Raw genomic sequence first — 26,556 nt, forward strand, 5'->3', positions numbered from 1 at the left:
TTATTAGCTAAACATAATAATTGAAATTCAAAACCGTCTGCTATTTTCTCGGGGCAAGCCCACGAGGTTTGCTAGCAGACTATAACTTCTATCACAGCCAAAAATAAATTCTCTATATATCTAAAAATTTATTATACAAATTATATTTAATAATATGTTATATATCGTCGCCGTTTCCTAATCTTCATAATTATCATTCCTCCTTCAAAAAAATAGCTGCTTTATAAATAAAAAAACCCGCCTCCTTGATAGAGACAGGTTAATTCCGTGGTACCACTCTGATTGGCAGATATATTAATTCATATCTACCCACTTAAACATTTAACGCATTTATTACGTTTCTTCCTACTTTCATTCAGAAAAAAATCTCCCAGGTGCGCTTCAAAAATAAATATTGGCTGAGCTCTCACCAAATCTCAACTCGCTTATCCAATCTATTTTTTACTCTCCTGTTCAAAGAATTTTAATATTAATTTTAATCATTATATATTATTATATGGCTATTTGCAAGTTTTTAAAAATGAGTTTTTTATTTTCATCTAATTAACCACATACACCTCTATAATAAAATTAAATTCTGGGTATATTTTTATACAGATGTTGATTATTATAAAAACAATAATAATCTCTAAAAAAATAAATAATAATAGTAATTACTATTGATAAAAATCTTCCTTTCTGTTATAATAAAAATAACAATATTAATTACATAGGAGGTATTTATTTATGATAAGAGTTGGACAAAAAGCACCTGATTTTGAAGCAAGTGCTTATCACAAAGGCAAATTTAAAAATGTTAAGTTATCTGATTATGATGGACAGTGGAGGGTAGTTTGTTTCTATCCCGGCGACTTCACATTTGTATGACCTACTGAACTGTCGGCAGTTGCCGTCAAGTATGATGAATTAAAAGAACTGGATGTAGAAGTCCTTTCTGTAAGTACTAATAGTGTGCACAGCCATAAGATCTGGGATGAAACTGAACTTTCCAAAATGGTTAAAGGTGGTATACCTTATCCAATGCTTTCAGATTCAGCTGGAAAAATTGGTAAAAAATATGGCGTATATGATGAAGAATCTGGAGTAGACGTGCGCGGCAGATTTATTATTGACCCAGATGGTGTTCTACAGGCTATGGAAGTACTAACACCTCCTGTTGGAAGAAATGTTGAAGAACTTATTAGACAGCTTAAAGCATTCCAGCTGGTAAGAGAAACTGACGGAAATCAGGTTACTCCTTCAGGCTGGCAGCCGGGTAAACCTACTTTAAGTCCTGGCCCTGATGCAGTTGGCAAAATATACAAACAGTGGACAACAGATAATGCCTTTACTGAATAATATATAACTCAAAATAGCCGCTGGTCATTTTAAAAATATATCATTTTAAAAAAACCCCAATTTTAATAATTGGGGTTTTAATATTTATTTTACAATATAACATCGGTTATATTATTTTTATAGATCATTAAAATTATTTTTACTTTTTTAAAATTTTTCAAAAATTATATTTTCACCGCGAAATTTTACCTCTTTTACATCACTTGCACTTCCATTCATCTTCTTCTTGAATTTTTCAGTTATACTGTAATTATCTGAAAAATGAATTGGTATAAATATCTTTGGCTTTATTTCTTCAATAAAATACTTGCCGGCCAGATAATAGTTTTCCTCCAAACGAGGATCAACCGGTACAAATGCTATATCTATATTTTCACCAGCTATTTTTTTTATTTCATTTTTATAATTTCTTTCCTCTCTTTTCTGTACACGCGGACTAAACTTTTTCCACTTCCACCAATTCAAATCACCAGCATGAAAAATATTTATATCTGGTGTTTTAACCAAAAAAGAAACTCCTTCATCTGTACTGCCAAAGGTTTTTATTTTTATATCTGAAACAGTTAATGTCTGATCTTTAGAAACCATAATTATATTTTCCTGTGTAAAATCGAGTTCAACATCATCACTAATAATATAGTATATTTTATCTAGGTACTGCTGCCATTTATATATAACTTTATTATAGTGATCATGATGCCGGTGGGAAACAAAAACAAAAGCTCTATCTATATTATCAAAACTATTTTTAGTTATTACGCCATCTTTAAGATTTAAATTTTCCCCTCTTAAATCATCTTTATAATAATCAAAAATAAATAGGTCATTTTTTAATTTTACTGCTGCCGAACTGTGGTAAAGGTGGTAAATTTCTGCCTTCATAATTATCATCTCCTCTAAATATTTTGCGGAGCCCAAACAAATATCTTCCCCAAAATCAAAATAAAATTAAAACTGTCAAATTAGTCATCTCTAAATAATAATTATTATAAATAAATTCATTTTTTTCTAGAATCATTCCACAGCTTTAAAGCAGCTGGAAAAGGTTTTAATGCCCTATCAAGTATACCATGCAGCCAGGCAATTGCCATACCGTAATTTATGACCGGTATTCCTGCTTCTTCTGCTTCTGTAATTCTGCTTATAACTTCTTTTCTATTTAACATACATCCGCCACAGTGAAGTATCAATTTATATTGATCTAGATTGACAGGAAAATCTCTTCCCGCAGTATGATCAAACGTAATATCAGCAGATATTTTTTTGTGAATCCAGTTGGGGATTTTTACTGTTCCAATATCATCATGCTGTCTGCGGTGGGTGCAGGCTTCTGCAATCAAAACTTTATCCCCAGCCTGGAGTTCTGACATAGCTTTTGCTCCGCGAACAAAAATATTAAGATCTCCTTTGTATCTGGCAAAAAGCACAGAAAATCCTGTTAAAAGAATATCATCAGGTACAAATTTAGAAACCACCCCAAATACCTGAGAATCTGTTACAACTATTTTAGGTTTCTGCTTGAGTTTATCTATTTCCGATTTAATTTTTTCTTTTTTGCTCACCACTGCTGTTCCATTGTGGTCAATTATATCTCTTATGGTCTGCACCTGTGGAAGTATTAGTCTACCTTTGGGTGCAGCACTGTCAATAGGAGTTACTAAAACAACAAGGTCACCTGGATCAATCAGGTCACCTATAATAGTGTTTTTACTTTCGTCTTCATCAGGTAATTTATCTGCAATTAGCCCTCTTGCCTTATCTATATTTTTTCCTTTTTCTGCACTAATAAACACATAATCTGTCTTACAGTTCTGCAGAAATATTCCTATTGATTTTTTTTCTATCATTGTTTTATTTTTTAAAAAATTAACTTCAGTTATTTTATTATCAGATATATTATCCAGCAAATCTATTTTATTTACAGCCACAATAAATGGAATACTTCTTTTTTTAAATTCATTTATAAGATTATTTTCATAATCTCCAGCATCCTCTACAGCAGAAATTACAAGCACCGCTGCATCAGTTCTTCGCAAAACTTCTCGAGTTTTTTCTATTCTTTTTTCCCCAAGCTCACCTGTATCATCTATACCAGCTGTATCAATTATTACAGCAGGACCAACAGGATGAAGTTCCATCGCTTTATATACTGGATCTGTTGTGGTTCCAGGCTGATCTGACACAAGTGATAGATTCTGATTTGTTAATCTATTAATAAAAGTAGATTTACCAACATTTCTCCGACCAAATACAGCTATATGAGGCCTTTCTCCTTTAGAAGTTGAATTCATATTTAGTTCTCTCCTGTTTTATCAGAATTAACTTTATCATTAATTTTTACTGATGTAAGTGCTGATTTTAAATTTACCCCTTTAAGACTGCCTAATTTTCCTGTTATTGCACCAATATCATCTGAAGTTCCTTCAACTATTAATGATATTATTGATAAGCCATATTCTTTTGATGGTATACCCATTCTTCCGATTATAATATCACCATAACTGCTTAAAATTTTATTTAATTTGTCACTGATTTCTTTTCTGTTTTCTACCACAATGCCAATAACTCCAATTCTTTTAATCATAATTATAACCATTCCTTTCGCAGGCTCAAGGCAAAAAATTTATGAAATTGTATACTTAAACAACTGCAAAATCCCTGCCGCAGTAAAGACAGGGATTTTTCCATTTCTAGTTCTTTTCCCTTATTCTCAGGTTTTCCTTTAAACTGAGGAAAAACAATGCTTTTATAATCCTCACAGTCAGGAATATAAATCCCATCTGTTCAGATATATTTTATATTATTATACAATAATTTTTTATTGTGTGCAAGCATTCACATAAAAAGAATTCCCTCATTTTTTAGATCATGTTACAGAAAAGAAAGATTTAGGGATATTAAAATTTTTAATATGTGAATCTTAAGGAAGCTTTTACTGTACTACATTTTTCTATATTCCTAATTTAAACTAAATATTAATTCACTTTTTCTCTCGGCATACTAGTGTTCTCATATTCTGAATCTTTGTTCTTTAAAAAATTATTTTCATAATCATCATATATCTTGCTAACCAGTGATGACATACCAAGCAGGGCAATGACATTAGGAATTACCATAATACCATTAAATGTATCTGCCATTTCCCAGATAACAGGAACCTTCATTGTAGCACCCAGAATAATACAAATTACTACAACCCATCGATAAATTTTGATCCGGGATTTTCCAAATAAATATTTTATATTTACCTCTCCAAAATAATACCAGCTGATAATTGTTGTAAACGCAAAAAAGAAAAGACCTATTGCTACAAACTTTTCTCCCAGTCCACCTAACGACTGAGCAAAACCTGCCTGTGTCATTGCTGCTCCGCGAAGTGCTTCAGTTTTAAAAACTCCACTGGTAATTATAACCATGGCTGTCATTGTACATACCACAAAAGTATCAAAAAAGACTCCAAAAATAGCTACAAGTCCCTGTTGTGCAGGATGGTTCACCTTAGCTACTGCATGTGCATGAGGTGTTGAACCCATACCAGCTTCATTAGAAAACAAACCTCTGGCAATACCATAGCGGAATGCCTGTTTCATTGATACACCTATTACTCCACCAGTAGCGGCAGTTGGGTTAAATGCACCATAAAATATCATTTTTAATGATGGAATAATGCTCTCAAAATTTATAAATATAACAACAAAACTCGCCAGAAAATACATTACAGCCATAAATGGAACTACCATTTCTGTAATATTTGCTATTCTCTGCAGGCCTCCTATTACAACTAGACCAACAAGTAATGCTACAACAACACCAACAATAAGAGTAGATATACCAAATGCCTCTGAAACAGCTGTGGCGATCGAGTTGGATTGAACCATATTGCCGACTATTCCAAGAGCCAGAACAATTGAAACAGCAAAAAGTCCAGCCATAAATTTACTTCCCAAACCATTTCTTATGTAAAAAGCTGGTCCTCCTGTCATTTCACCACCAACTTCTTCTTTATATTCCTGCCCTAAAACAGCTTCTGCAAAAATTGTACCCATACCAAAGACACCACTGATCCACATCCAGAATATTGCACCAGGCCCTCCGGCTACTATTGCAGTTGAAACCCCAACTAAATTACCAGTGCCAACCTGAGCAGCTATAGCAGTTGCAAGTGCCTGAAATGAAGAAATCCCGGTTTCATCTGCTGTGATAGATTTATCAAACATTTTTCCAAAAGTTTCTTTAAACGAATCTTTTAGTCTTCTAACCTGAATAAATCTTAACTTTAAAGTAAATAAAATACCTGTCCCCAGAAGTAAAACCATCATTACTGGACCCCAAAGAATACTGTTAACATACTGAAAAAAAGCCATAGAAATCTCTCCTCTTTAATTTTATTATGTAATTAATAATTTTGAGAAATAAATCACAAATTGTATTATAAATAAAAATATATTTTTTGCAAATATAATTATCATTTAAAATCAATATTTAATTCTTCTAAACCAAACATTTATTTAAACCTGAGAATAAGGATTGAGGCCGGAAAGACCGACCTGAAATCAGTTTTCATTTTTATCAATATTTATAACAAATGTATCCTGATTACCATCTATAATTACTTTTTTGTGATTAAAAAGCTTGTATATTTTATCACCTGGTTTATAATGAGGAACTGCCTCTTTAGAAAGTCTATCTTTAGACAAGGTAATACCCCCCCAACATATTTAAAATTAAACTATAAATACAAATAATAAAATTAAATATTACGATAATCACCGTCAGTCCGTAAAATTTACAATAAATATTTATTATGATATAATTTAATATAGTAAAGTATTTAGAAGACAAAGTATTTAGAAGAAAGTACTGCTGTATTTTAAAATTAAGAATTTTAATGCTTTTTTACCTCTATCCTCCTTTCTTGATTTTTTAAAAAATATATGTTTTATATAATTATAATTTTATTTCAATTATAATTATATTGTTTTTTATAAACATTGTCAAGAATTGTTCAAATTAAAATTTCAACATGGAAACGGGGAATAATAATGGACAGAAAAACTGTTGTGAAAAATATTAAGAAGCTTAGAAAAGAGTATAATTTGACACAACAACAGCTGGCAGAAAAAATTGGTGTAGGCCGGTCTACAATTGCTTTAGTGGAAAGTGGAAGGACAAATCCAACCGAACATCTTCTGCACAGTATCTCCAGAGAATTGGGAGTAAGACTAGAGTGGTTAAAAACAGCACAGGGTAAAATTTATAAAGATAACAAGCAGATTGTAAGGGAATGTATTGACATAATAGGTGATTTTGAAAAAGCTGAAGAAGCTTTTTTGAAAGTTATGGCAGAACATTTTCAGACAGAAGAATCTTTTGATTATGATTTTTATTATTCTCTTATACAGCTGCAAAAAAGTTACCAAAATGAAGATAGAAATACTAAAGGTTATATTTCTATACTGCTGAAAAAGACATTTTCTGATTATATAGAGTAAAACTTAAAACTCCCCTTTAAAGGGGAGTTTAGTATTATTAGATATATTTTCCGCTGTTTTATTCACTGCTTAGCCTTTCCAGCTTAATCTTAACATTTTTTAGGTGCCTGTACATCAAAACAGATGCTTTTTTGCTGTCCTGATTCTTAATTGCTTCCAGGATTGTTCTGTGTTCTTCTACTTTTTTTCGAATTCTAAGAGGAAAAAAAGTTTCATTAATCTCACGACTTTTTTTAGAAACTTCAGAAGTATAATCTATAAGAAAATTCAGAGTTTCCTCAAGAACTTTATTTTGAGAAGCTTTGGCCAGCATACGATGAAAATAGAGATCCGCCTCATTATTTTTACTCTTACTGTTATTTTCTATTTCATCAACAATATTTTCCAGCATATTGAGTTGTTTTTCAGTTCTTCTTTCAGCTGCCAGTTTAGCAATAGAAGGTTCTATTGCCATTCTTGCCTCTACCACCTCTGAAGCATTGAGGTTGTCATTACTTATATTATGTTTGTTTATATATCCTTCAAATACATCTGAAGACATATCGGCTATATATGTTCCATCTCCTCTTTTAGAGACAAGAAATCCAAGCATTTCAAGCAGTTTAATCGCTTCCCGGATGCTGTTTCTGCTTACATCAAATAATTCAGTCATCTTTCTCTCAGAAGGTATTTTATCTCCCGGTTTTAAATTGCCTGATACTATTAATTTGAATATCTGATCAATTATCTGATCTGATATCCGTTCTTTTTTAACGGGTTTTAAATTCAATTTTATCACTCCATAATTAATAACTGGTTCTACCAGTAATTAATTATATTATCTAATTTTTATTTAGTCAAATTATCCTTTTTTTGATTTAAAACAGTTTCGGCTGCTTGAGACATATATGCCTCAACACCAATATCCTTAATCATTTTTACAACATTAACAACCTCAGCATGTTTTCTTTCAATATGTTTTTCAGTAGATTTAAATAATCTTTCCGCCTCTGCACGAAAGCCATTTAAATACCAGGTTTTATCAATAGAGTTCAAAACAGTGTCTGTTATATCAAAATGTTCAGTAACTTTTAACAATTCTACAAGTAGAGCCTCTGTTCCTTTAGTGTATATACTTCGGCACAATTTAGATGCAGATGCCTGTCCTGCTTTATCACCAATAACTTCAATATTCATACCTAACTTTTTTAAATCTTTACTAATTTCCACGCTTTTTTTACCGCTCAAAAAAATCGGAACTTTATGTTTAAAATTAATAACAGAACCCATGATAGCACCATCAATAAAATCAATCCCATTATTGTCTGCAATTTGAGATGCCTTTTCCATATCATCCGGAAAACTAGCTGAAAGCTCAATAAATATTTTCCTGCTGTCCAGCAATGGTATAAATTCTTCTGCAACTGCCAGAGAAACTGAACAGGGAACAAGAGAAAATAATATATTAACATTTTTTAGGAACTCATCTTTATTGTCAAACAAATTAACCTGAAGTTCTTCCGCTCTTTCTAAATATTTATTATATTGAAGATCATAAGCAGCAACCGAATTTCCTTCTTCTGTAAACCCACCAGCAACTGCCTGCCCTGCTTCTCCAAATCCTATTATTCCAATTTTATCTGCCATCATGAATTCTCCCCTTCCATCAATATTTTATCCTATAACATTACCTTCTTCGATTACGATCTGACCATCAAATTTAATGGTTGGATTTGCCATCATTACATCATAGTGTATATCTGCTTTTACATCGCCACCTAAATTATGACTTGTGCCAATACCGATATGTGAACTACCATAAACTCCATGATCATTAAGCATAATACCATTGAAATCTTTTATTAATGGGTTAAGCCCAATAGCAATTTGAGCTATATTTAATGCTCCTTCATCACCAATAGTTTTAAGAAGATCATCTAAAAACTTAGCATCTTTCCCTCCGGAAATACTTTGAATAGCACCATTTTCAATCTCCATTATTATAGGAGCATCAACAACTCCGATACCAAAATTAGAAACTGCTCCATCAACTACAATAGTTCCATCTGCACTGTGTTCTGCTGGTGAAATATTTGCTTCAATATTTGTTAAGGATGAATACATACCTGGTTCATCTACTATACACGCATGTGAATTACCTTTCCTACCTTTAAGTGAAGCTGTAAAATCTGTTCCTGCAGGAGAAGTAATATGAATAGTATCTGAATTTGTGAAATATTCACCAAATCTCAAGCACACAGGCCTTTCTTTAACAAAATCTGCATTTATTCCTCCTTCATACATCTGCTCTTCCACAAAGGCAGACATCGCTAAAACTCTTGCACCATCATCTAAAGCTTTATGAACTGCTTCAGAATGGGCAATAGATTTTGCCGTTGGCATTATTATCACATCTGCATCTAACATAGCATGAAAAATCATAGATGGCGGCTCCTGTCCATCAAATTCATTCGGCATCATAACCGCTGTGACAGGCTCAATATCTCTATTAAGCATTACACCAGTTAAAATCTTAGCTATATCAAGTCTTTCAGGGTCAGTAATAATTAAAACTTTTTCTCCTTTTTTTACAGCTGCACATGTGTAAATAATTTTTTCTGCATTTTGCATCATCAATACTTCTTTACCTCTCATTAAAAAACCTCCCTTTAATTACCTTGCTGTGACTGGCGGCGGTGTTTAATTGTTTTAGTAATAAATGGCCATAAAATTGATAGTAAAGCTAGACTAAGGAAAATAGCTGAAAATGGTCTCTGAAAAAATATTAAATAATTATGGTCATAAATTGTCATAGCTCTCCTGAAAGACACCTCTACTAAACTTCCTAATACTAATCCTAGAACAATTGGTGCTGGAGAAAATCCAACTTTTTTAATAACAAATCCTATCAATCCTGTTATAATCATAATCCACACATCAGCAACATTATTCCCTAGTGAATAAGAACCAATAATACATAAAACCATAACAATTGGATTTAATATATAAATTGGTATTTTTGTTACCTGAGCAAAAACTTTTGCTCCTCCTAAACCTACTATTAAAAATAATATATTTGCAAGACCCATTGCTACAAAAATAGAATAAACAAATTTAGGCTGAGTCGCAAACAGAAGTGGGCCAGGCTGTAACCCCTGTATCATTAATCCCCCAAGTATAACTGCAGTTGTTGAACTGCCAGGTATACCTAAAGTTAAAGTAGGGACCATTGCTCCACCAGTAGCAGCATTATTTGCTGTTTCAGGTGCAGCTACTCCTTCTAATAAACCTGTACCAAATTTTTCTGGATGTTTTGACCACCTTTTTGCTTCATTATAACCAATAAAAGAAGCAACAGTTCCTCCTTCAGCTGGCAGAATTCCAACAAAAGTACCAATAACTGCTGAACGAAGCATACTCCATTTTAATGGCCATAATTCTTTAAAGCTTGGTAATAGACCAGCGATTTCTGTATTAGTCTCACTCTTAATATATGTCTGTGCCTGGCGTAAAACCTCTGCAAAAGCAAATAATCCAATCATCACGGGAATAAAATCTATTCCAGAAGTTAAACTGCTAAAACCAAATGTAAATCTTGGAAATCCTGTAAGTGAATCCATTCCTACAGTTGCTAAAAAGATACCTATCATTCCACCAATTATATTTTTTAGTTCATTATCAGAAGATATATTTGCTACCATACTAACACCAAAAATTGCCAGGCTAAAATATTCTGGATCAGCAAATTTTAGAGCTATTTCGGCAACCTGAGGAGCAACAAAAATTAAAATTACAACACTAAATATTCCTCCAAGTCCAGACGCAATTACTGCAGTTCCAAGTGCTTTACCGGCATGACCCTGTTTAGAAAGTTCATACCCATCCAGAGTAGTAACCGCAGCAGCTGGTGTTCCTGGTGTGTTAACAAGTATTGCAGAAATTGACCCACCATATGTGGCACCACAATATAGGGCACTTAACATTGCAATTGCGGGTATAGGTTCCATAAAAAATGTGAACGGCACAATTAAGGCAGCTCCCATTGTAGCAGATAAACCTGGTAAAGCTCCTATTGTCATACCGGAAACAACTCCGGCCAAAACAGCTAAAAAATTCATTGGTTCAAAAATAGCACTTAATCCGATCATTATTGAATTTAACAAGATACCACCTCCTTATAAAAATAGAGCATCGATTATACCTTTAGGCATTCTAACTGAAAGAAGCTCATGAAATAATAAGTAAGCTCCTGCTGTCACTAAAATTGGTGTTAAAACTAAAACTTTTATCCTTTTTTGATTCCAAATGATTAAAAATAATAATACAAAAAGAAAAATAGCTGTAAAACCACCTAAATAATTAAAAGAGAACCCGGTCAAAACACCTAAAACTGCTGTCCCAATAAATCTATTCTGTTTATCTTTTGGTATAGGTTTAACTTTTTTTTGTTCTTCTGGATATCTATATGATTGATATGCCAGTACTAAATTAAAAAATATAATTAATCCCAGCATTAACCGAGGAAAAAATCTTGGCCCTAGTCTGTTACCCTGTTCACCAGATACCTGTATAGAATAAGTCGATATAAATAATAATGTTGCAATTAAAATCATAATTACTGCTGTAATAAAAGTTGGATTTTTTTTCATTTTTCTAATGGACCTCCTTTTTAAAGAGAGGGGAGAAAATCTCCCCTCCAGATTAATGTTGGTTTATAGTCCAACTTTCTTTAGACCTTCTGAGAAAACACTCCACTGCTTCTGGATGAATTTGTCAAACTCTTCTGCATTTTTTACATTATAATCCATTCCATTATCTTTAAGGAATTCTCTGTAAATTTCAGAGTCAGCAGCTTCTGCTAGCATTGATTCTATTTTATTCACAACTTCTGGATCGGTCCCTGCTTTAACTGCTACACCTCTCCAGGTACCAAACTGAATATCATATCCTAATTCTTTCAATGTTGGAGTATCAGGTAAAATACTTAATCTCTTTTCACTCATTGAAGCAATAATGTTTATTTTACCAGCTTCAACCTGTCCCATTATTTCAGATGGATTAGAAATAAACACATCAATGGAACCACCTAAAGCTCCAACCATAACTTCTGCTCCACTATTATATACAATCGGGTCATATCCTACACCAACTGCTTCTGCCACTGTATTTATAGCTACATGATCATTTCCACCAAGATGAGTTAATCCCCACTTAAGTTTTCTCTCTTTACCAAGTTCAACTAAATCTTCAAATGATTTTATACCACTATCTGCACTTACAGCAATTGTCTGTGGATCATGATTCAGCATAAAAACAGGCTCCCAGTCTTCATAAGTATAATCAACTAATCCTCTTTCTGTAGTTGTAATTAGAGTATTTGTAATGAAAAGCCAGGTATACCCATCTGCTTTCTGCTCCTGTACATATTCCATAGCTCTAGCACCACTACCACCAGACATATTCCTTATTACAAGCGGTACTCCCATATCTTTTCTCAGTGGAATACCAGCTGTTCTTGCTGTAGTATCAGTCCCTCCACCAGGACTTGACCAGAGAACCCATTCAATTTCTTCTTCCGGATAAGCCGCCACACCCATACTTGTAAGACTTAACAAAAAGATCGCTAATAAACTTAACACTAGGATTTTTTTCAAAATAAATTACCTCCTTGGTTTTTTGTGATTCAAATAATTTTATTCTATTTTCACCTGTACTATTTTCCCGCAGTAATTCCCCCTTTCAAAATATTCTAATTAATCGGTTATTACATAGAGCGGCATAATTTCTTTTAAAAGCAGTGCTGCTCTTTCATGATTAAAAACTCCACATATACATGGTTTAGCAATTTCTACAGCAGCTTCATCAATGGTTAACTGCCCTTTTTTTACTTTAACTATCATATCCTCTACCAAACCAGGAGCTACCATAGCATGACCACACATAGTTGTAATCTTTCTAAAATTTTCATCAGGTAATTTCTCTGTTGCTCCATGTGTTCCCATAGCCAGGTTAACTGAGTGAGGATCTATCTCCATTTCATCAAGAACCTCTTTTACAATAGACTGAAGTCCACTGACTGTAACTGAGAGGCCTAAATCAGCTTCTATTATTCTTCTTAAAACATCTTTAAACTTTTCTTTATCACTAAATACACATCTTATACGGGAATTATCTTTAGTTTCTTCTTTTATAACATCCACTTCTACTCCAGATAAAATATTCATACCAAGTTCATAACACCCGTAATTTGTTGGACCTACATCAAAAACAATATCAATCATTTTTTTAATTTTTTCAGCTGCACCCTTATCATTGTATGTTATAGCAGGAGTAATCAGCAACAGCAGATCATCCTGCAGACTTTCTACAGAACCTTCACGGTGTAACGTATGTGTCATAAGTTTTAAGCCTCCTCATCATTCAATCTGCCGATCCCTATATTTATTTTGGCATTTGGCCTCGGGGTAAAATTAGATTTATCAATAATATCCTGTACTCTTATTTTCATTCCTTTATCATAACAGCTGATTAGATCCATTGTAAATACAGTATCAATTTCTGCAGCTGCTTTTTCAATCACTTCCAAACATCTCTCCAGTTCTTCTTCTTTTATAGTAAATTCTACAATTGCAGATAATACTCTTTCATGTAAAACTTCTTCTTTAAGAATTCCTTTTTCTTTATTTTTCATAAGTCCAGAAACAGGATTTTTTTCTTCAAAATCATTAAATCCAGCTTCGGCAAGAGCTTTTGTTATTTTCTCCACTTCAAAAATCCTCGTACCGACAGTTGGGCGTCCTACCTCGATTCCAATACTAAGCTCACCTTTAGCAGTTCGTCCTGTTACATCATTTGTTTTAACTTCTTCTGTACCACGTCCGGGCATATTTGTCTCTTTATGAGTAGTGGTTGGGTCACTAAAGAATTTCCTTACAGATCTGGGATAATCGTAAACATCTTCTGACTCATAAATTGCATCTACCGGACATACCTGTGAACGGAGGCATGCACCACATTCAAAACATAAATCCTGTGCCACTTTACTTATTCCATCTGTAAAATATATTGCCTGTGCTGGACAGTATGGGTGACATCTTCCACAGCCCACACACAAATTTTCATAGATTTTCATTCAGTCACCTCTTTCCAAAATATATAATTTGCCAGTAAGTTATTTTTATTTAACAATGTCTCTCTATCTTTAATGATTTTTCTTTTAGCAATTAACTGTTTATAAAAACCGGCATTTTCTACATCATTAATCAGAACTGCACCAACCAATAAATCATTATTGAAAAACAATTTTACAAACTTCTTTTCAGATTTATTTTCATATTTTACTGTTTCTAAATTTTCTACATCTTTAACTCTCCCCATTGCAATAAGTGGAAGAGAAAATATGTCTACAGCATTCATATTAATATTTCCTGGATATTTTTTAAATTTACCGGCCATATTTTCTGCTGCTGTTATACCCTGCAGAACTGCATCCGGCCAGATAGAATTGAGCTGAATACTATCCTGAGCAATATTATAATTCTCGACAACATCACCTGCTGCAAAAATATCTTTTTCTTCAGTCTGAAGATATTCATCTGATAATATTCCCCAGTCTGTTTTAACAGATGTCTTGTCCAAAAAGTCCATATTAGGACTAACTCCTTTTCCAATAACCGCGAAGTCAGAACTTATTTTGCCTTTGTTAGTATTAAATACAAGACCTTTCTTTTCCTCAACTATTTCTTCAATTTGAGTTCCGGTTAAGAGTTCTATACCATTTTCTTCTAAATGATCTGCTATCAATACTGCAGATTCTTCATCTAAAACCTGTGATAAAACCCTTGGTGACCGGATAAGAACTTTTACACCAATTCCCTGCCTTTTTAAAGCCTGTGCCATTTTTAAACTTACAAGTCCTCCACCTAACACAGCACATTTTTCTGCAGTTTCCATTTTTGCTTTTACAGTTTTTATGTCATCTATTGTTCTTATGGTAAATATTCTGTCTGATTCAATCCCTTTTACAGATGGACGCTTGGGATCTCCACCAGCAGCAATCAAAAGTTTGTCATAATTAAGAGCTGTTCCATCATTTAATTTAACCTTTTTATTATCAGAATCTATTTCTTCCACACTTTTATTCTGATAATAGTTTATATTATCTTTTTGCAAAAACTCTTCAGAAAAGATAAATAGATCTTCTTCTTCAACTTTTTTTTCTAACAAAAATGTTATTAGTATTCTTGAATAGGGAAGATTGGATTCAGAATTAATCAGGGTTATTTCTGCATTTTTATCTAATTCATCTAACTTATATGCTGCATGCATACCTGCAGGTCCACAGCCTATTATTAAGTATTTCATTTTTATAACCCCCATATTAGTCTAAAATACCGCTAATCTGTTCTAACTTATATCCTTCTGTCTTTATTCTTAAGGCTGGATTTGTATTATTAATTATATCTTTAAATTCAGAATAAGGTGGTATAAAGCTTTTTGACATAACATATGTTTTTACACTTTTTTTAGCAAGATATGCTGCCTGACTAAATGCTTTCATCTGACTCAATTCTGGAAATACAGCTACAACTTTTTTACTATCAGCATATTTTTCTGCAATTTCACCGAAAGCAGTAGTATTATTACAGCTGCCTAAGTAATAAATTTCGTCATCTTCTGAAAAATATTTATTTAAACCCATCGCTGCACATCCACTGGTCAGTACAGTATAACCTGAGTTAAGAAGATGTTCTGTAAGCTTTTTTAGCCTGTTATCCTGAGAATACTTTACATTGTTGCAGCCTGCTACTAATGCAATTTTGTCAGCTTCAGAAAGTTTATCTTCATAATCATTCTTTAAATCAAAATCAAGATAATCTATTTCCATGTATCCACTGCTTTCAACATCATTTAAATCAAATTCACTTAAATCAGATTCGTAGACATAATCAACATCATATTTATCTGCAAGCTCCAGCAGTGACGGCTTAGCACAGCCTGATCCAAATACAATCAGGTCTGGAAATCCACTCATTACTATAAATTCCTGGCTCCCGTAATTGGTAAGAGGCTTTACGTCTTCATAATAATACTCATTCAAAAGAGAATATACTTCAACATCTTCCTGCTCTTTCAGCATATTTACTGTCTGATCAGAAATTTTACCAGAAATGACTACTTTTTTCTTGTTTAAATCAAATTTATTGGTGATTATATTATTTTCACTGCTTAAATCAAGTTTTGAATAAACTTTTTCTACATGATCAAATGTTTTCTGAAGAACTTCTTCAGCATCTAAATTCATGCCGCCATTTAAATAGCTGTGCAAATTCTGCGATTCTTTTAAAATTTCAACATCTTTAAGCTCTTCAGATGCTGAACTCAATCCAGAAAGAAATTGGAGTGAAAGATTTTCTGCTGCAATTACAGCAGCATCTCTACCACAGCTTCCTCTATCTGCATTATTTCCAAAAGGATCTATTCTGCATGGCCCCTGCATACATTTAGTACAGCAGAGTCCCATTTCTCCAAAACCACAGTGGGGGAGATTTTCTTCATGCATATCCCAGCTTAATTTTGTATTATCATTTGCCGCTTTTACTAGTAATTCATCGGCCATTGGATCTAGTGATCTCTTTTTTGCTTTCAACATTATTTATTTGACCTCCCTTTAATATAATCATCAAAGTTATTATTTGATCTATTAACCTTTATCTCTCGAGACTCATCTTCACTTTCAACATATTTTAGTGCACCTGTTGGACAGGAATCTACACATACTGGGTTATCCATAAAAATACACTGATCACATTTATCAGCAAGTCCATCATGAACATTTACAGCTGCAAAAGGACATACCATTACACACATCCAGCAGCCTATACATTTTTCATGATCTATTACTACTTTTTCTGTTTCTTCATCTACATAAATAGCTCCTGAAGGACATGCATAATAACAGGGCATGTCATCACACTGCCTGCACTGTATGGGCAGATTTTCTACCCCATTGGTCTGTACATCTATGCGGGGTTTGGGTGCTGGATTTTCTAATGCAGCTTTAACAAATTCTTTGGATTTTGAAACTCTCTCGATTGCACACTGCAGTTCACATGTCCTGCAGCCGACACAAAGATCCATATCAACTAAAATTGTTTTCATCAATCTTCTCCTTTCTCACAGCAAACTATTCTCAAAAGGTATAATAGTTTGATAATTTTAAATAATCAGAGGTACATTGGTTCAACCATTATTAATACTATTAAGTACATTTTACATAATTCAAGCTTAAAAATCAAATCTTTTTTATTTTTTGAATATTAAATATTTGATGATATTATTGATTCACAATATTTGTGGGTGTCCCTCCATTAATAAATTGAATAATTTTATTAGCAGCTTCAAAAGCCATTTTGGTTTTTGTTTCAATAGTAGTTGTCCCTAAATGTGGAGTGAGAACAACATTCTTAAAAACAGTTAATTCTTGAGGAACTTCCGGTTCATTCTCAAAAACATCAAGAGCAGCACCAGCAATTTCTTTATTTTTTAAAGCACTGATTAATTCTTTCTGATCAACTACTGGTCCCCGGGAAGCATTAATTAAAAAAGAGGAATTTTTCATTATTTGAAATTCATATTTGGAAATCAAATGATGTGTTGATTTAATATGGGGAACATGGAGAGTTATATAGTCCATATTTTCTAATATATTAGAAAAAGAAGAGTATTGAACATCCATATTAAATTTATCATCTTTTGTATAAGCTTTGTCATAAAAATATACTTTCATACCAAAAGCTAAAGCTCTTCTGGCGACAGCACGACCAATTCTACCAAAACCTATAATACCAAGATTTTTATCATATAGTTCATTGCTGAGAAGTAAAAAAGGGTGCCAGTTTTTATCATTTTTATTTCTTAAATAATAATCTGCCTCGACAATTCTTCTGCTCAAGGCTAACATTAAACCAAAAGCCAGTTCAGCAGTTGCTTCTGTTACTACTTCAGGCAAATTAGTAACTATAATACCTTTCTCTGAAGCTTTTTCTAAATCTACATTATCAACTCCAACTCCATAAACACTAATAACTTTGAGATTTTTAGCTTTATTAATAAATTCCGTACTAACATTAAATCTAACTGCAATAATAGCATCTACTTCTGCAGCAATTCCCATAATATATTTGTCGTCAAATTCTTCGCCTTTTTGTGGCATAATAATTTGACAGTGTTTTTTTAATTCTTTCAGCCCTTTTTCAGGAATATATTTCGTCACCAATACTTTAAATGCCAATTATATCCCCCCTCTCATAAAACAAAATATTGGATTAATGGTTCAACCAATTATTAATTTCTATAAGAAAAGTCAAATTCCTGCCTGATTTTTTTATTTTTTTCTGATTTTTTTAAATTTTCTTTTTTACATAAAAATAAATTATATATGATGTGTCCACCTGTTTTCTATTTGTTTGCTGTCAATGCAAAATTGGCTCTTATATAGCCAGCTTTACGACCATTGTGATCTTTAATAACAGGTCTATAATATTTATCAAGCTTCTCTATTTCTTCATCAGTTATAACATCATATTTTTTTAATATATCTATCACAACCGGATATGCAGCAGGCAATTTTCCATCTTCAATTTTAACCGCAATTCCTTTATCATCAAAAGCAAGTGCAAATACACCATCTGCCCCAGATTTAGCAAGTATATTTTTGGATAGGGTTTGACACAATAATGTTCCAAAACGATCTGTACCTGCTATAACAGCTGGATATTCCTTCATAACACGAACTATCCTGTCTGCTGCTTTTCTGTATTTTTTATCTAGAAATTCAGTGTTTTCCAGCAGAAAATAAGAATAAGCAATATTTTTTAACGGTAGGCCAAATACTACCACACCACAGCCATCTATTCCCTGATAAATTTTCTCTTCTGGATAGTCAGCCACTTCAGAAATTGTTTTTAAGAGAAGCTGCTGTACGGGATGTTCTTTTTTATAATATGTATCCATATCCCATCCATAAAATTTAGCCAGAGCCAGCTGAGCAGAATGTTTACCTGAACAGGCATTATGTGCCTGAGTAATAGGTAAATCGTTCTCACGCAGGTGTTTTCTAGCACTGCGGCTGAAGGGAGGATGACTGCCACATCTTAGATCATCAACTGTTAGATTCATTTTAGAAAGAATATTTTTTAAGATTTCAATATGAAATTCCTCTCCACTGTGTGAAGCAGACATCAGAGCAATTTCTTTATCTGTAAAACCATATTTATCTGCTGCACCACTTGTAATAACAGGCAGCACCTGTAGAGGTTTAGCTGCAGACCTGTAATATACATCTTTAGCAGTATCTCCACAAAAAGCTGTAACCTTCTTTTCTGCTGAACAGACAGCAATATCTCCTCTATGAATGTTTTCCAAAAGTTTACCTCTATATTCTTCTACCAGTATTTCGGACATTATAAACACCTCTTATTTATAAGTTTTATATTAATTGCTCCACAAATAATTAAATTAACCGGAGCAGAACTTTAAGTTATAATATGATGTGTCCACAAAAAGGGTGTTCGCGGAACATTAGGCCTTTTCGTTAATCTACCTTAAACAGTGCTTGTACGAATTATTTAAATACAGAGTGCCTGTGGTGCAACCTTAAACAGTGCCTGTGCGAATTATTTAAATACAGAGTGCCTGTGGTGCAATTTTAATGAGTTAGAGACGCAAATAACCTTTTTGTGGGAAAACCATAATATACTTCTTTGAAAATATTTATTATATATAAACAAACTAAAGTAGATTATCCAGCTTTTTACCTGAAAAAGAACTGGTTATTGTCTCCACAGCTTTATGGAGCATTTTTTCCCGAGTTTCTAAAGTGGTTGTTCCTATATGTGGAGTTAATATTACATTCGAAAAATCTTTAAAATCATCTTCAATATATGGTTCACTATAATGAACATCCAGGGCAGCACCGGCAATTTTATCATTTTTTAATGCAGAAAGCAGTGCATCTTTGTTAATAATCGGACCGCGAGCAGTATTTATTATATATACATCTTCTTTCATAAGGGCAAATTCTTTGTGAGACAAAAAATTTTCTGTACTTTCATTTAAAGGAATATGTAATGATATATAATCTGCAGTTTTTAAAAGTTCTTCCTTGCTTAAATATTTTGCAATATCCTGTTCCTTATTTTTAGTCCTGTTGTGATAATATATATCCATTTTAAAAGCACGGGCCATCTCTGCAAATTCCATCCCAATATTACCAAGCCCAAAGATACCCAGTTTTTTTCCTCTAAGTTCTCTGCTTAAAAGTAAATACGGATGCCAGTTGTGATCATTATGGTTTCGAGCATAATGATCTGCTTCAACAACACGCCTGCTCAAAGATATCATAAGGGCAAACGCAAATTCTGCAGTTACATAAGATAATACATCCGGCAGGTTGGCAACGGCAATCCCTCGTCTTCTGGCAGCTTTAACATCTACATTATCATATCCTACTCCATGTACACATATCAATTTTAATCTTTCAGTTTCATCCAGCAGATCTTCTGTTATTACAGCTCTAGATACAAGAACAGCATCAACATTATTCAAATGTTCTTTTAGTTCTTTTTTGGAATAACCCTCACCCTCATCAGGCATAATAACTTCCATTTCTCTTTTTAAATCATTCAGAGCTGAACCTTTTAAATATTTTGTAACAAGAACTTTTTTTGTCATTAAATATCCTCCTTTTGAAATAAGTTTATGCAAAAATCATAATCTGAATAACTCCTGCCAGAATCATTCCTGTCAATGGCAGAAAAAGCAGCCGATATACCTCTGCTATTTCAGAAGAAAAGTATTCTGTAGTTAATGCCAGACATAAGTGCAGTGGAGAAACAAGGTAGCCAATTATTATTGAAGTTAAAAGCAGTGAAACATATGGTCCTTCAACACCTGCAGGGAAAAGAGGTATAAATATTGCCAGTAAGATACCTGTAGCTGCCATATGTACTCCGGTTATATATCCTGAAATAAATCCAAGGACAATTATTACTAAAAAAAGAGGCAGGCCCAGTCCTGTCAGAACATCTGCTATTATATTAATTACTCCTGATTTTTCTAAAGTTGTTTTAAATACCATTACTCCAAATATAATTAAAGTTAAATTATATTTTATACCTTTTGTAAAAAATTTATAAAATCTATTTTTAAAAATCTTAACTTTCTCCTCTTCCGGCCACTTATTAAAAACTGCAGTTACTATACCTATTAAAGCAGCAAGGGGAAAATATACTTTCATTACTAATGCAAGAAATAGTATTATAAAAATCGGGAAAAAAGCCCTGCCGAAATTATATATATTTTCTGTAAAGCTGCTTCTGTTTTTATGTTTTTTTTCAGATTCTAAATTTCTAAAAAATACAAAATAAGCAATTATTATACCGGATAACATTATTACAGCATTATATTTTATTATCGATGCTGCACTCCTATTTAACATACTGCTGGCGACAATAATAGAGGAATATAATGGGTAGATAAAATATCCAATATGGCGAAAAAAAAGATTAATCGCTGTTTTTCTATTTTTATCCAGACCGATTTTATCTCCACTTTCATTTATCATCGGTGCAGAAAGAATTGCTCCTCCTGGAGCAGATAATGTACCAATCAGTGCCGGCAGAATCATGCTTAAGATCTTTCCATCTTTAAAGATATTAATACAGGCATCTATCATTCTTTTCATATCTCCTGTCAGATCCATTAAATAACCCAATCCACTTATAAGTGTTACAACAAGCATGAGCTGTATTGTAGTCGGATCCTGCAGAGTTAATATTATATTTTCAAACAAATTAACAAAACCAAAACCACTAAAAAAATTAAGTATTACCGCCCCAGTAAAAAGAGATAGCCCCATATTATAATCTTTAAAAATCAAAAAAACTGCTGCAGAAAAAGCAATTATCAATCCAATTATATTCAAAAAAACCACCTTCTATTTTAATATGTCCATCCAAAATAAAATTAAACAGATCGGTTTATCCCCACCCCCTGATTTAAAATCAGCTGCTAGGATAAAATCATCCAGTACCATTTAATAATATACAAAAAAACATCTTATGTAAAATTAAATTTGCAAACAGGAAAAGTGGATGGAGTATAAATACAACTCCCATCCACTTTAATTTAGATATTAATTTCCACAGTAATTTAAAACTCTGGGTATATTGAATAGTTCATCATGACCGAGAACTTCAGCTTTTGTTTTTTTACCTGAAGCAACTTCCAGCATATAATCAAATATTATTTTACCCATTGAATCAATATCTTCTTCACCTAGAATAACTTTCCCAGCATTAACATCAAGATTAAACTTCATTTTTTGATAGGTATCATCATTTCCTGTTATTTTTATCACAGGTACAGTTGGAAATCCTGTAGGTGTCCCTCTACCTGTTGTAAAGAGAACAATCTGAGCACCACCTGCAGCCAGACCTGTGGTGGATTCTCCATCCTGGCCGGGAGTATCCATAAAATTAAGCCCTTTTGCCTGCAGTTTTTCTGCATATCTTACTGCACCTGTTATAGGTGCAGATCCAGTTTTGTGAATATTACCCAGTGCTTTTTCTACCACTGTACTGACTCCTCCATCAAAATTACCAGTAGAGATAAGTGCAGAACGGTGCCGATATTTTTCTGAAGCAGTCGCTCTTGCAAGTTCTCCCTCTGTTCTTTCAACAGAGTTCAGCATTTTGTCTGCGACTTCGTCATTTACACAGCGGCGCTTTAAAATGTGTTCAGCACCCAAAAGTTCAGTTGTCTCACTAAATACTGAAGAACCTCCTTCACCTATTAAAATATCAGATGTTTTTCCTATGGCCGGATTTGCAGCTATACCTGAAGTGGCATCAGTTCCACCACATTCTAAACCGATTATTAGTTCAGACACATCAATTTCTACTCTCTGATAGGAATTAACTATTTCATTCAATTGATACAGCTTTTCTGTACCAGCTTTGACAGCTTTTATTGAATCTCCTTCTTCCTGAATAACAACTTTTTCTACAGGTTTTCCGCTAGCTTTTACTGTATCGTAAAATTCCTGAGGAGTAAATCTTTCACATCCCAGTCCAACAATTAAAACTCCACCTATATTGGGATGTGTGGCAAGATTTTTAAGTGTTCTTGCTGTCTGCTCCAGATCTTCACCCACCTGACTGCAGCCAACAGAATGAGTTAGACTTACAGCATTATCTATATTTGCTGCAATCTGTTCTGCAGCTTTATTTGCACAGAAAACTGATGGAATTACTGCCAGAAAATTTCTTACACCTGCAGTGCCATCTTCTCGTCTGTAACCCATAAATTTCATCTATCATCACCTGCTTTTAATCTGCCGCGGTCTGATACTATATTGTGGTTATGAATCCAGCTTCCGGCAGGTATGTCCTCTTTTGCATATGCAATAACTTCACCATATTTAATTATTTTTTCATCTTTTTTTATATCATTAAGTGCTACTTTATGTCCAAACTTTATATCTTCATTAAGTTCATATTTTTTGTCATTATAAATATAATAGTCACCTTCAGTTGCATCAGAAAGAAGTACTGCCACATTATCTTTCTTACTTATTTTGAGGATATTTATTTCACTAATTTTGATCACTTCTCCCTATATTTGAATACTGCACCTTCACCAGCATCACTTACCATTTTGGCATAAGTTCTAAGGAAACTGTTGTCAGCTACTTTCATCGGAACTTTCTCCCAGTTTTCCCTGCGCTTTTGAAGTTCTTCATCAGAGACCTTCAGTTCAAGCTTTCGTTCAGGAATATTAATTTCTATCATATCACCATCTTTAATAAAAGCAATATTTCCACCTGCTGCAGCTTCTGGAGAAACATGACCAATACAGGGACCTCGTGTTGCTCCAGAATACCGGGCATCTGTAATCATTGCAACAGATTTGCCCAATCCCATCCCTACTAGTATTGCAGCAGGGAGTGATAGTTCTCTCATTCCCGGGCCACCAGCTGGTCCTTCATAGCGGATTACAAGTACATCACCAGGCTTAACTTTACCGGAAAGCAGAAGCTCTCTAACTTCTTCTTCCGAATCTGCTGTAACAGCCGGTCCTCTGTGAACCAGCATTTCTTCATCCACTCCACTTTCTTTTACAATCGATCCTTTAGGAGCAAGATTACCGTGCAGAACGGCAAGTCCACCTTTTTCTGCCAGCGGATTTTCAGGAGATTTAATTACTTCATTAGGAGTAAACTCTACATTTTCAAGAAGATCACTCATTTTTTCACCGGTTATAGTTCTAAAATCTGTATATAACTGTGGTGAAAGTGCTTTAAGAACTCCATAAACTCCACCTGCTTTGTGATAATCACTCATATGGAACCTGGAAGCCGGCTTAAACTTTGCCAGCAGTGGTGTGGTCTGACTGTACTCATCAAATAATTTTAATGGCAGTTCATAACCAAACTCAGAAGCAATTGCCTGCAGATGTAAAATTGCATTGGTTGATCCACCTACAGCCATTAAATATCTTACCAGATTTTTAATAGTTTCCTCATTGATCATTTCTCTGGCTGTAATATTATTTTTTACCAGATCTACTGCCAGTTTACCTGTCTCTTTTGCTTTATGCATCCGCTGAGAATCAACGGCAAGCATTGTAGAAGAACCAGGAATAGAAAGCCCTAAAGCTTCAACAAATGTACTCATTGTCATTGCTGTTCCCATCATAGAACATGTGCCAACTGTAGCACAGGTAGTCGATTCTATTTCATAAAATTCTTCTTCGGTTATTTCACCAGATTTAACTCTCCCCATTGCTTCTTTTATATCACAGGTAACAAGCTCTTCTCCACCTATCTCGCGAGGGAGCATTACACCACCTGTTAAAAATGCAGTCGGAAGATCAAGTCTGGCTGCTGCCATCAGCATACCAGGCACTATTTTATCACAGGAACAGAGCATAACTAACCCATCATACTGTGATGCCTGAACCATTAGCTCTATTGAAGCTGCAATGATATCTCTGGAAGGCAGAATATAGTGCATACCTTTACCCTGAGCAACAGCATCACAGGGAGCAATGGTATTAAATTCAACCGGCATTCCTCCAGCCGCATAAATACCCTCCCTTACAAATTTAGCTAAATCTCTGAGATGGTAATGAGCTGGATTACTTTCACTAAATGAATTAACTATAGCTATTTGAGGTTTTTTGAGATCTTCATCTGTATATCCCATTGTTCTATACATGGCTCTGGCATAAGCCCCTGTTATACCTTCCATGTGTTTTTGACTTCTTAGATCTTCCAACTATTTCACCTCCGGATCATATTTAACTATCATTCTATGTGAATACTGCATCACAGCAATCCTTGCATCTTCTCCAAAATCGGCCAGTGCCTGATCTACCGCTTTTTGAGCTGTATCTGCATAACTCATATGAATTTTTTCGAAAACATCTTTTTCTAAATATGACTGAGCCATAACTACTTCATGGTCTGAAAGAACCTGTGCAACCCCATAAGCTCTATGGTGACCAGGTTCAAATTCCTCAAAAGCTCCTACGACATTTACAACCTCTTCTGGAGACTCATATTTAGCCAGAGTATCATAAAATACATGATTGTAAATTCCGTCTTCCATTGGTGAAACCATAATTAATCTGGCACCTTTATCAACACATGGGTATTTTACTGCTGAACCGGCAACTGCACATACCCCCATGGCTGAAACATGATAAAGATTAGAGTCTTTTGGATATCCACTTGCAACAACTAAGACATCTGCTTTTTCCGGAACTTTTACTTCAAACATATCTCTAACATAAGCAACTATATCTCTGTGTGCTTCTTCAACTTTTCCAGCCTGCACATAAAATAGTTCTTCTTCTTCGTTCATAACTCCATTTATCAGAAAATCGACTTCTGCCATTTCTGCCATTTCAAGACTTGAAAGATAAAATGGATTGTCTTCCACTATTCCAAAGCTTGCCTGAGGATTGTCAACTATTACAGGTCTATGGGTGGAACTAATGGTCTCATCACTTGCTACTCCAACAGAAACCATTTTTCCTCCACCACTAAATCCGGCAAATGGATGTGGTAAAACAGTACCAAGCGCAATTTTTAAATCTGCTTCGTAAAATTGTTTGTTGATTTTTACAGGATGACCAAAAGAAGTTTCTCCTAAATCAACCATCTCACTATCAAAAGCGCTGTGGCAGACATAATTTACTTTTTCATATACTGAACCCAGTTTATCTTTAACTTCTTCTTCATAGGCAGGTCTGTGAGAGCCTGGACCAATCATAACAGTAATATTATCATTTTCCAGACCTGCTTCATTTAACATTTCTACAATTATAGGTAGTGCTATTTTTTCAATGTTCGGTCTGGAGTGATCTGTTATTGCTATAACTGCATTTTTTCTACCTTCTGCAAGTTTTTTAAGTGAATCAGCTTTAACAGGATTCTCCAGTACTTTTTTAACGGCGCCAGCTGTATCTTCTATTTTTTCTTTTTCTTCTACATCAAAGACACCGATTAAATTTTTTTCGGGAATATCAACAGGAACATATTCGTTTTTACCATAAGGTATTTTTACTTCCATATTACTCTCTCCCCAGTTTTTCTTCGGCCATTTTATAAGCCTCCTCATAGCTTAACTCTATCCTTGCTACACCGGACTTTACAGCTGCCTCTGCTACTGCTGCTGCA

At 33.8% G+C, this 26,556-nt stretch carries 25 protein-coding genes, 1 pseudogene and 1 other annotated feature; of the genes and pseudogenes, 2 read left to right on the forward strand and 24 right to left on the reverse strand.

From position 1 onward, the window contains the following. Nucleotides 1-247: 247 nt before the first annotated feature. Nucleotides 248-466: a binding site (T-box leader), on the reverse strand. 260 nt (nt 467-726) lie between these two features. Further along, nucleotides 727-1,338: pseudogene (gene prxU, locus DER71_RS12265) on the forward strand (thioredoxin-dependent peroxiredoxin); the annotation flags it as partial. A gap of 147 nt (nt 1,339-1,485) precedes the next feature. Here the strand turns inward: prxU and DER71_RS10030 are convergent. The 5 genes from DER71_RS10030 to DER71_RS12115 all read right to left on the reverse strand — a co-directional run bounded on the left by DER71_RS10030 (nt 1,486) and on the right by DER71_RS12115 (nt 6,035). Continuing rightward, entirely contained in the window at nt 1,486-2,220 is a 735-nt protein-coding gene (locus DER71_RS10030; RefSeq protein WP_114458678.1) for an MBL fold metallo-hydrolase, read from the reverse strand. A 116-nt stretch (nt 2,221-2,336) separates the two neighbouring features. After that, the gene (gene hydF, locus DER71_RS10035) at nt 2,337-3,629 is read right to left on the reverse strand and encodes a [FeFe] hydrogenase H-cluster maturation GTPase HydF (RefSeq protein WP_114474609.1); all 1,293 of its coding nucleotides are present in this window, start codon (nt 3,627-3,629) and stop codon (nt 2,337-2,339) included. Between the two features lie 2 nt (nt 3,630-3,631). After that, the gene (locus DER71_RS10040) at nt 3,632-3,922 is read right to left on the reverse strand and encodes a TM1266 family iron-only hydrogenase system putative regulator (RefSeq protein ID WP_114458680.1); all 291 of its coding nucleotides are present in this window, start codon (nt 3,920-3,922) and stop codon (nt 3,632-3,634) included. A 391-nt stretch (nt 3,923-4,313) separates the two neighbouring features. Next, nucleotides 4,314-5,702 (reverse strand): sodium:alanine symporter family protein, encoded by a 1,389-nt coding sequence (locus tag DER71_RS10045; protein WP_114474610.1) that lies wholly within the window; start codon nt 5,700-5,702, stop codon nt 4,314-4,316. Between the two features lie 189 nt (nt 5,703-5,891). Then, nucleotides 5,892-6,035 (reverse strand): hypothetical protein, encoded by a 144-nt coding sequence (locus DER71_RS12115; protein ID WP_199505607.1) that lies wholly within the window; start codon nt 6,033-6,035, stop codon nt 5,892-5,894. Between the two features lie 345 nt (nt 6,036-6,380). On the opposite strand from DER71_RS12115, the gene DER71_RS10050 reads away from it, so the two are divergent. After that, nucleotides 6,381-6,830 carry a helix-turn-helix transcriptional regulator gene (locus DER71_RS10050; protein ID WP_114458682.1) on the forward strand — a complete coding sequence of 150 codons (450 nt, stop codon included), beginning with the start codon at nt 6,381-6,383 and terminating at the stop codon, nt 6,828-6,830. Nucleotides 6,831-6,888: 58 nt separating this feature from the next. Here DER71_RS10050 and DER71_RS10055 read toward each other — a convergent pair whose 3' ends face one another. The 19 genes from DER71_RS10055 to larA form a co-directional block, all read right to left on the reverse strand. Next, nucleotides 6,889-7,599: a FadR/GntR family transcriptional regulator gene (locus DER71_RS10055; RefSeq protein WP_147267768.1), complete on the reverse strand. Its 711-nt coding sequence runs from the start codon at nt 7,597-7,599 to the stop codon at nt 6,889-6,891. A gap of 59 nt (nt 7,600-7,658) precedes the next feature. Continuing rightward, a complete protein-coding gene (locus DER71_RS10060) occupies nt 7,659-8,456 on the reverse strand; it encodes an NAD(P)-binding domain-containing protein (RefSeq protein ID WP_158531814.1) in 798 nt (265 codons plus the stop codon). A 27-nt stretch (nt 8,457-8,483) separates the two neighbouring features. Then, entirely contained in the window at nt 8,484-9,464 is a 981-nt protein-coding gene (locus DER71_RS10065; protein ID WP_114458685.1) for an aminopeptidase, read from the reverse strand. A gap of 14 nt (nt 9,465-9,478) precedes the next feature. Beyond that, a complete protein-coding gene (locus DER71_RS10070) occupies nt 9,479-10,972 on the reverse strand; it encodes a tripartite tricarboxylate transporter permease (RefSeq protein WP_233487040.1) in 1,494 nt (497 codons plus the stop codon). Nucleotides 10,973-10,984: 12 nt separating this feature from the next. Next, nucleotides 10,985-11,458: a tripartite tricarboxylate transporter TctB family protein gene (locus tag DER71_RS10075; RefSeq protein ID WP_114458686.1), complete on the reverse strand. Its 474-nt coding sequence runs from the start codon at nt 11,456-11,458 to the stop codon at nt 10,985-10,987. A 63-nt stretch (nt 11,459-11,521) separates the two neighbouring features. Continuing rightward, nucleotides 11,522-12,463, reverse strand: coding sequence for a tripartite tricarboxylate transporter substrate binding protein (locus DER71_RS10080; RefSeq protein WP_114458687.1), 942 nt, complete (start codon nt 12,461-12,463; stop codon nt 11,522-11,524). A gap of 99 nt (nt 12,464-12,562) precedes the next feature. Next, the gene (locus DER71_RS10085) at nt 12,563-13,207 is read right to left on the reverse strand and encodes a hypothetical protein (protein WP_114458688.1); all 645 of its coding nucleotides are present in this window, start codon (nt 13,205-13,207) and stop codon (nt 12,563-12,565) included. A 5-nt stretch (nt 13,208-13,212) separates the two neighbouring features. Further along, the gene (locus tag DER71_RS10090; RefSeq protein WP_114474612.1) at nt 13,213-13,941 is read right to left on the reverse strand and encodes a DUF362 domain-containing protein; all 729 of its coding nucleotides are present in this window, start codon (nt 13,939-13,941) and stop codon (nt 13,213-13,215) included. Next, complete coding sequence (locus tag DER71_RS10095) at nt 13,938-15,173, reverse strand: NAD(P)/FAD-dependent oxidoreductase (RefSeq protein WP_158531815.1); 1,236 nt, start codon at nt 15,171-15,173, stop codon at nt 13,938-13,940. The genes DER71_RS10090 and DER71_RS10095 overlap by 4 nt, the downstream gene beginning before the upstream one ends. Before the next feature lie 16 nt (nt 15,174-15,189). Beyond that, nucleotides 15,190-16,461 (reverse strand): hypothetical protein, encoded by a 1,272-nt coding sequence (locus DER71_RS10100; RefSeq protein WP_114474614.1) that lies wholly within the window; start codon nt 16,459-16,461, stop codon nt 15,190-15,192. Next, nucleotides 16,461-16,970: a 4Fe-4S dicluster domain-containing protein gene (locus DER71_RS10105; protein ID WP_114458692.1), complete on the reverse strand. Its 510-nt coding sequence runs from the start codon at nt 16,968-16,970 to the stop codon at nt 16,461-16,463. The genes DER71_RS10100 and DER71_RS10105 overlap by 1 nt, the downstream gene beginning before the upstream one ends. Nucleotides 16,971-17,145: 175 nt before the next feature. After that, nucleotides 17,146-18,102 carry an NAD(P)-dependent oxidoreductase gene (locus DER71_RS10110; protein ID WP_114458693.1) on the reverse strand — a complete coding sequence of 319 codons (957 nt, stop codon included), beginning with the start codon at nt 18,100-18,102 and terminating at the stop codon, nt 17,146-17,148. Nucleotides 18,103-18,269: 167 nt separating this feature from the next. Next, nucleotides 18,270-19,274 (reverse strand): asparaginase, encoded by a 1,005-nt coding sequence (locus DER71_RS10115; RefSeq protein ID WP_114458694.1) that lies wholly within the window; start codon nt 19,272-19,274, stop codon nt 18,270-18,272. 327 nt (nt 19,275-19,601) lie between these two features. Beyond that, nucleotides 19,602-20,543 (reverse strand): D-glycerate dehydrogenase, encoded by a 942-nt coding sequence (locus DER71_RS10120; RefSeq protein ID WP_114474615.1) that lies wholly within the window; start codon nt 20,541-20,543, stop codon nt 19,602-19,604. A 25-nt stretch (nt 20,544-20,568) separates the two neighbouring features. Further along, complete coding sequence (locus DER71_RS10125) at nt 20,569-21,795, reverse strand: DUF401 family protein (RefSeq protein WP_158531816.1); 1,227 nt, start codon at nt 21,793-21,795, stop codon at nt 20,569-20,571. A 210-nt stretch (nt 21,796-22,005) separates the two neighbouring features. After that, nucleotides 22,006-23,184, reverse strand: coding sequence for a UxaA family hydrolase (locus DER71_RS10130; RefSeq protein ID WP_114458697.1), 1,179 nt, complete (start codon nt 23,182-23,184; stop codon nt 22,006-22,008). Next, nucleotides 23,181-23,480, reverse strand: a complete 300-nt coding sequence (locus DER71_RS10135; protein ID WP_114458698.1) for a UxaA family hydrolase — start codon at nt 23,478-23,480, stop codon at nt 23,181-23,183. Before DER71_RS10135 ends, DER71_RS10130 begins: the two co-directional genes overlap by 4 nt. Then, entirely contained in the window at nt 23,477-25,150 is a 1,674-nt protein-coding gene (gene ilvD, locus DER71_RS10140) for a dihydroxy-acid dehydratase (protein ID WP_114458699.1), read from the reverse strand. The genes DER71_RS10135 and ilvD overlap by 4 nt, the downstream gene beginning before the upstream one ends. After that, nucleotides 25,151-26,449 carry a nickel-dependent lactate racemase gene (larA, locus tag DER71_RS10145; RefSeq protein ID WP_158531760.1) on the reverse strand — a complete coding sequence of 433 codons (1,299 nt, stop codon included), beginning with the start codon at nt 26,447-26,449 and terminating at the stop codon, nt 25,151-25,153. Between the last annotated feature and the right edge of the window lie 107 nt (nt 26,450-26,556).

The organism is Halanaerobium sp. DL-01, assembly GCF_003338615.1.
Taxonomy (GTDB): Bacteria; Bacillota; Halanaerobiia; order Halanaerobiales; family Halanaerobiaceae; genus QPJE01.

Bases quoted from the DNA above. Each gene is read 5' to 3' on its own strand.
- DER71_RS10030 (WP_114458678.1), bottom strand. From the start codon at position 2,220: ATGAAGGCAGAAATTTACCACCTTTACCACAGTTCGGCAGCAGTAAAA.
- hydF (WP_114474609.1), bottom strand. From the start codon at position 3,629: ATGAATTCAACTTCTAAAGGAGAAAGGCCTCATATAGCTGTATTTGGT.
- DER71_RS10040 (WP_114458680.1), bottom strand. From the start codon at position 3,922: ATGATTAAAAGAATTGGAGTTATTGGCATTGTGGTAGAAAACAGAAAA.
- DER71_RS10045 (WP_114474610.1), bottom strand. From the start codon at position 5,702: ATGGCTTTTTTTCAGTATGTTAACAGTATTCTTTGGGGTCCAGTAATG.
- DER71_RS10050 (WP_114458682.1), top strand. From the start codon at position 6,381: ATGGACAGAAAAACTGTTGTGAAAAATATTAAGAAGCTTAGAAAAGAG.
- DER71_RS10060 (WP_158531814.1), bottom strand. From the start codon at position 8,456: ATGGCAGATAAAATTGGAATAATAGGATTTGGAGAAGCAGGGCAGGCA.
- DER71_RS10065 (WP_114458685.1), bottom strand. From the start codon at position 9,464: ATGAGAGGTAAAGAAGTATTGATGATGCAAAATGCAGAAAAAATTATT.
- DER71_RS10075 (WP_114458686.1), bottom strand. From the start codon at position 11,458: ATGAAAAAAAATCCAACTTTTATTACAGCAGTAATTATGATTTTAATT.
- DER71_RS10085 (WP_114458688.1), bottom strand. From the start codon at position 13,207: ATGACACATACGTTACACCGTGAAGGTTCTGTAGAAAGTCTGCAGGAT.
- DER71_RS10090 (WP_114474612.1), bottom strand. From the start codon at position 13,941: ATGAAAATCTATGAAAATTTGTGTGTGGGCTGTGGAAGATGTCACCCA.
- DER71_RS10095 (WP_158531815.1), bottom strand. From the start codon at position 15,173: ATGAAATACTTAATAATAGGCTGTGGACCTGCAGGTATGCATGCAGCA.
- DER71_RS10100 (WP_114474614.1), bottom strand. From the start codon at position 16,461: ATGTTGAAAGCAAAAAAGAGATCACTAGATCCAATGGCCGATGAATTA.
- DER71_RS10105 (WP_114458692.1), bottom strand. From the start codon at position 16,970: ATGAAAACAATTTTAGTTGATATGGATCTTTGTGTCGGCTGCAGGACA.
- DER71_RS10115 (WP_114458694.1), bottom strand. From the start codon at position 19,274: ATGTCCGAAATACTGGTAGAAGAATATAGAGGTAAACTTTTGGAAAAC.
- DER71_RS10120 (WP_114474615.1), bottom strand. From the start codon at position 20,543: ATGACAAAAAAAGTTCTTGTTACAAAATATTTAAAAGGTTCAGCTCTG.
- DER71_RS10130 (WP_114458697.1), bottom strand. From the start codon at position 23,184: ATGAAATTTATGGGTTACAGACGAGAAGATGGCACTGCAGGTGTAAGA.
- larA (WP_158531760.1), bottom strand. From the start codon at position 26,449: ATGGAAGTAAAAATACCTTATGGTAAAAACGAATATGTTCCTGTTGAT.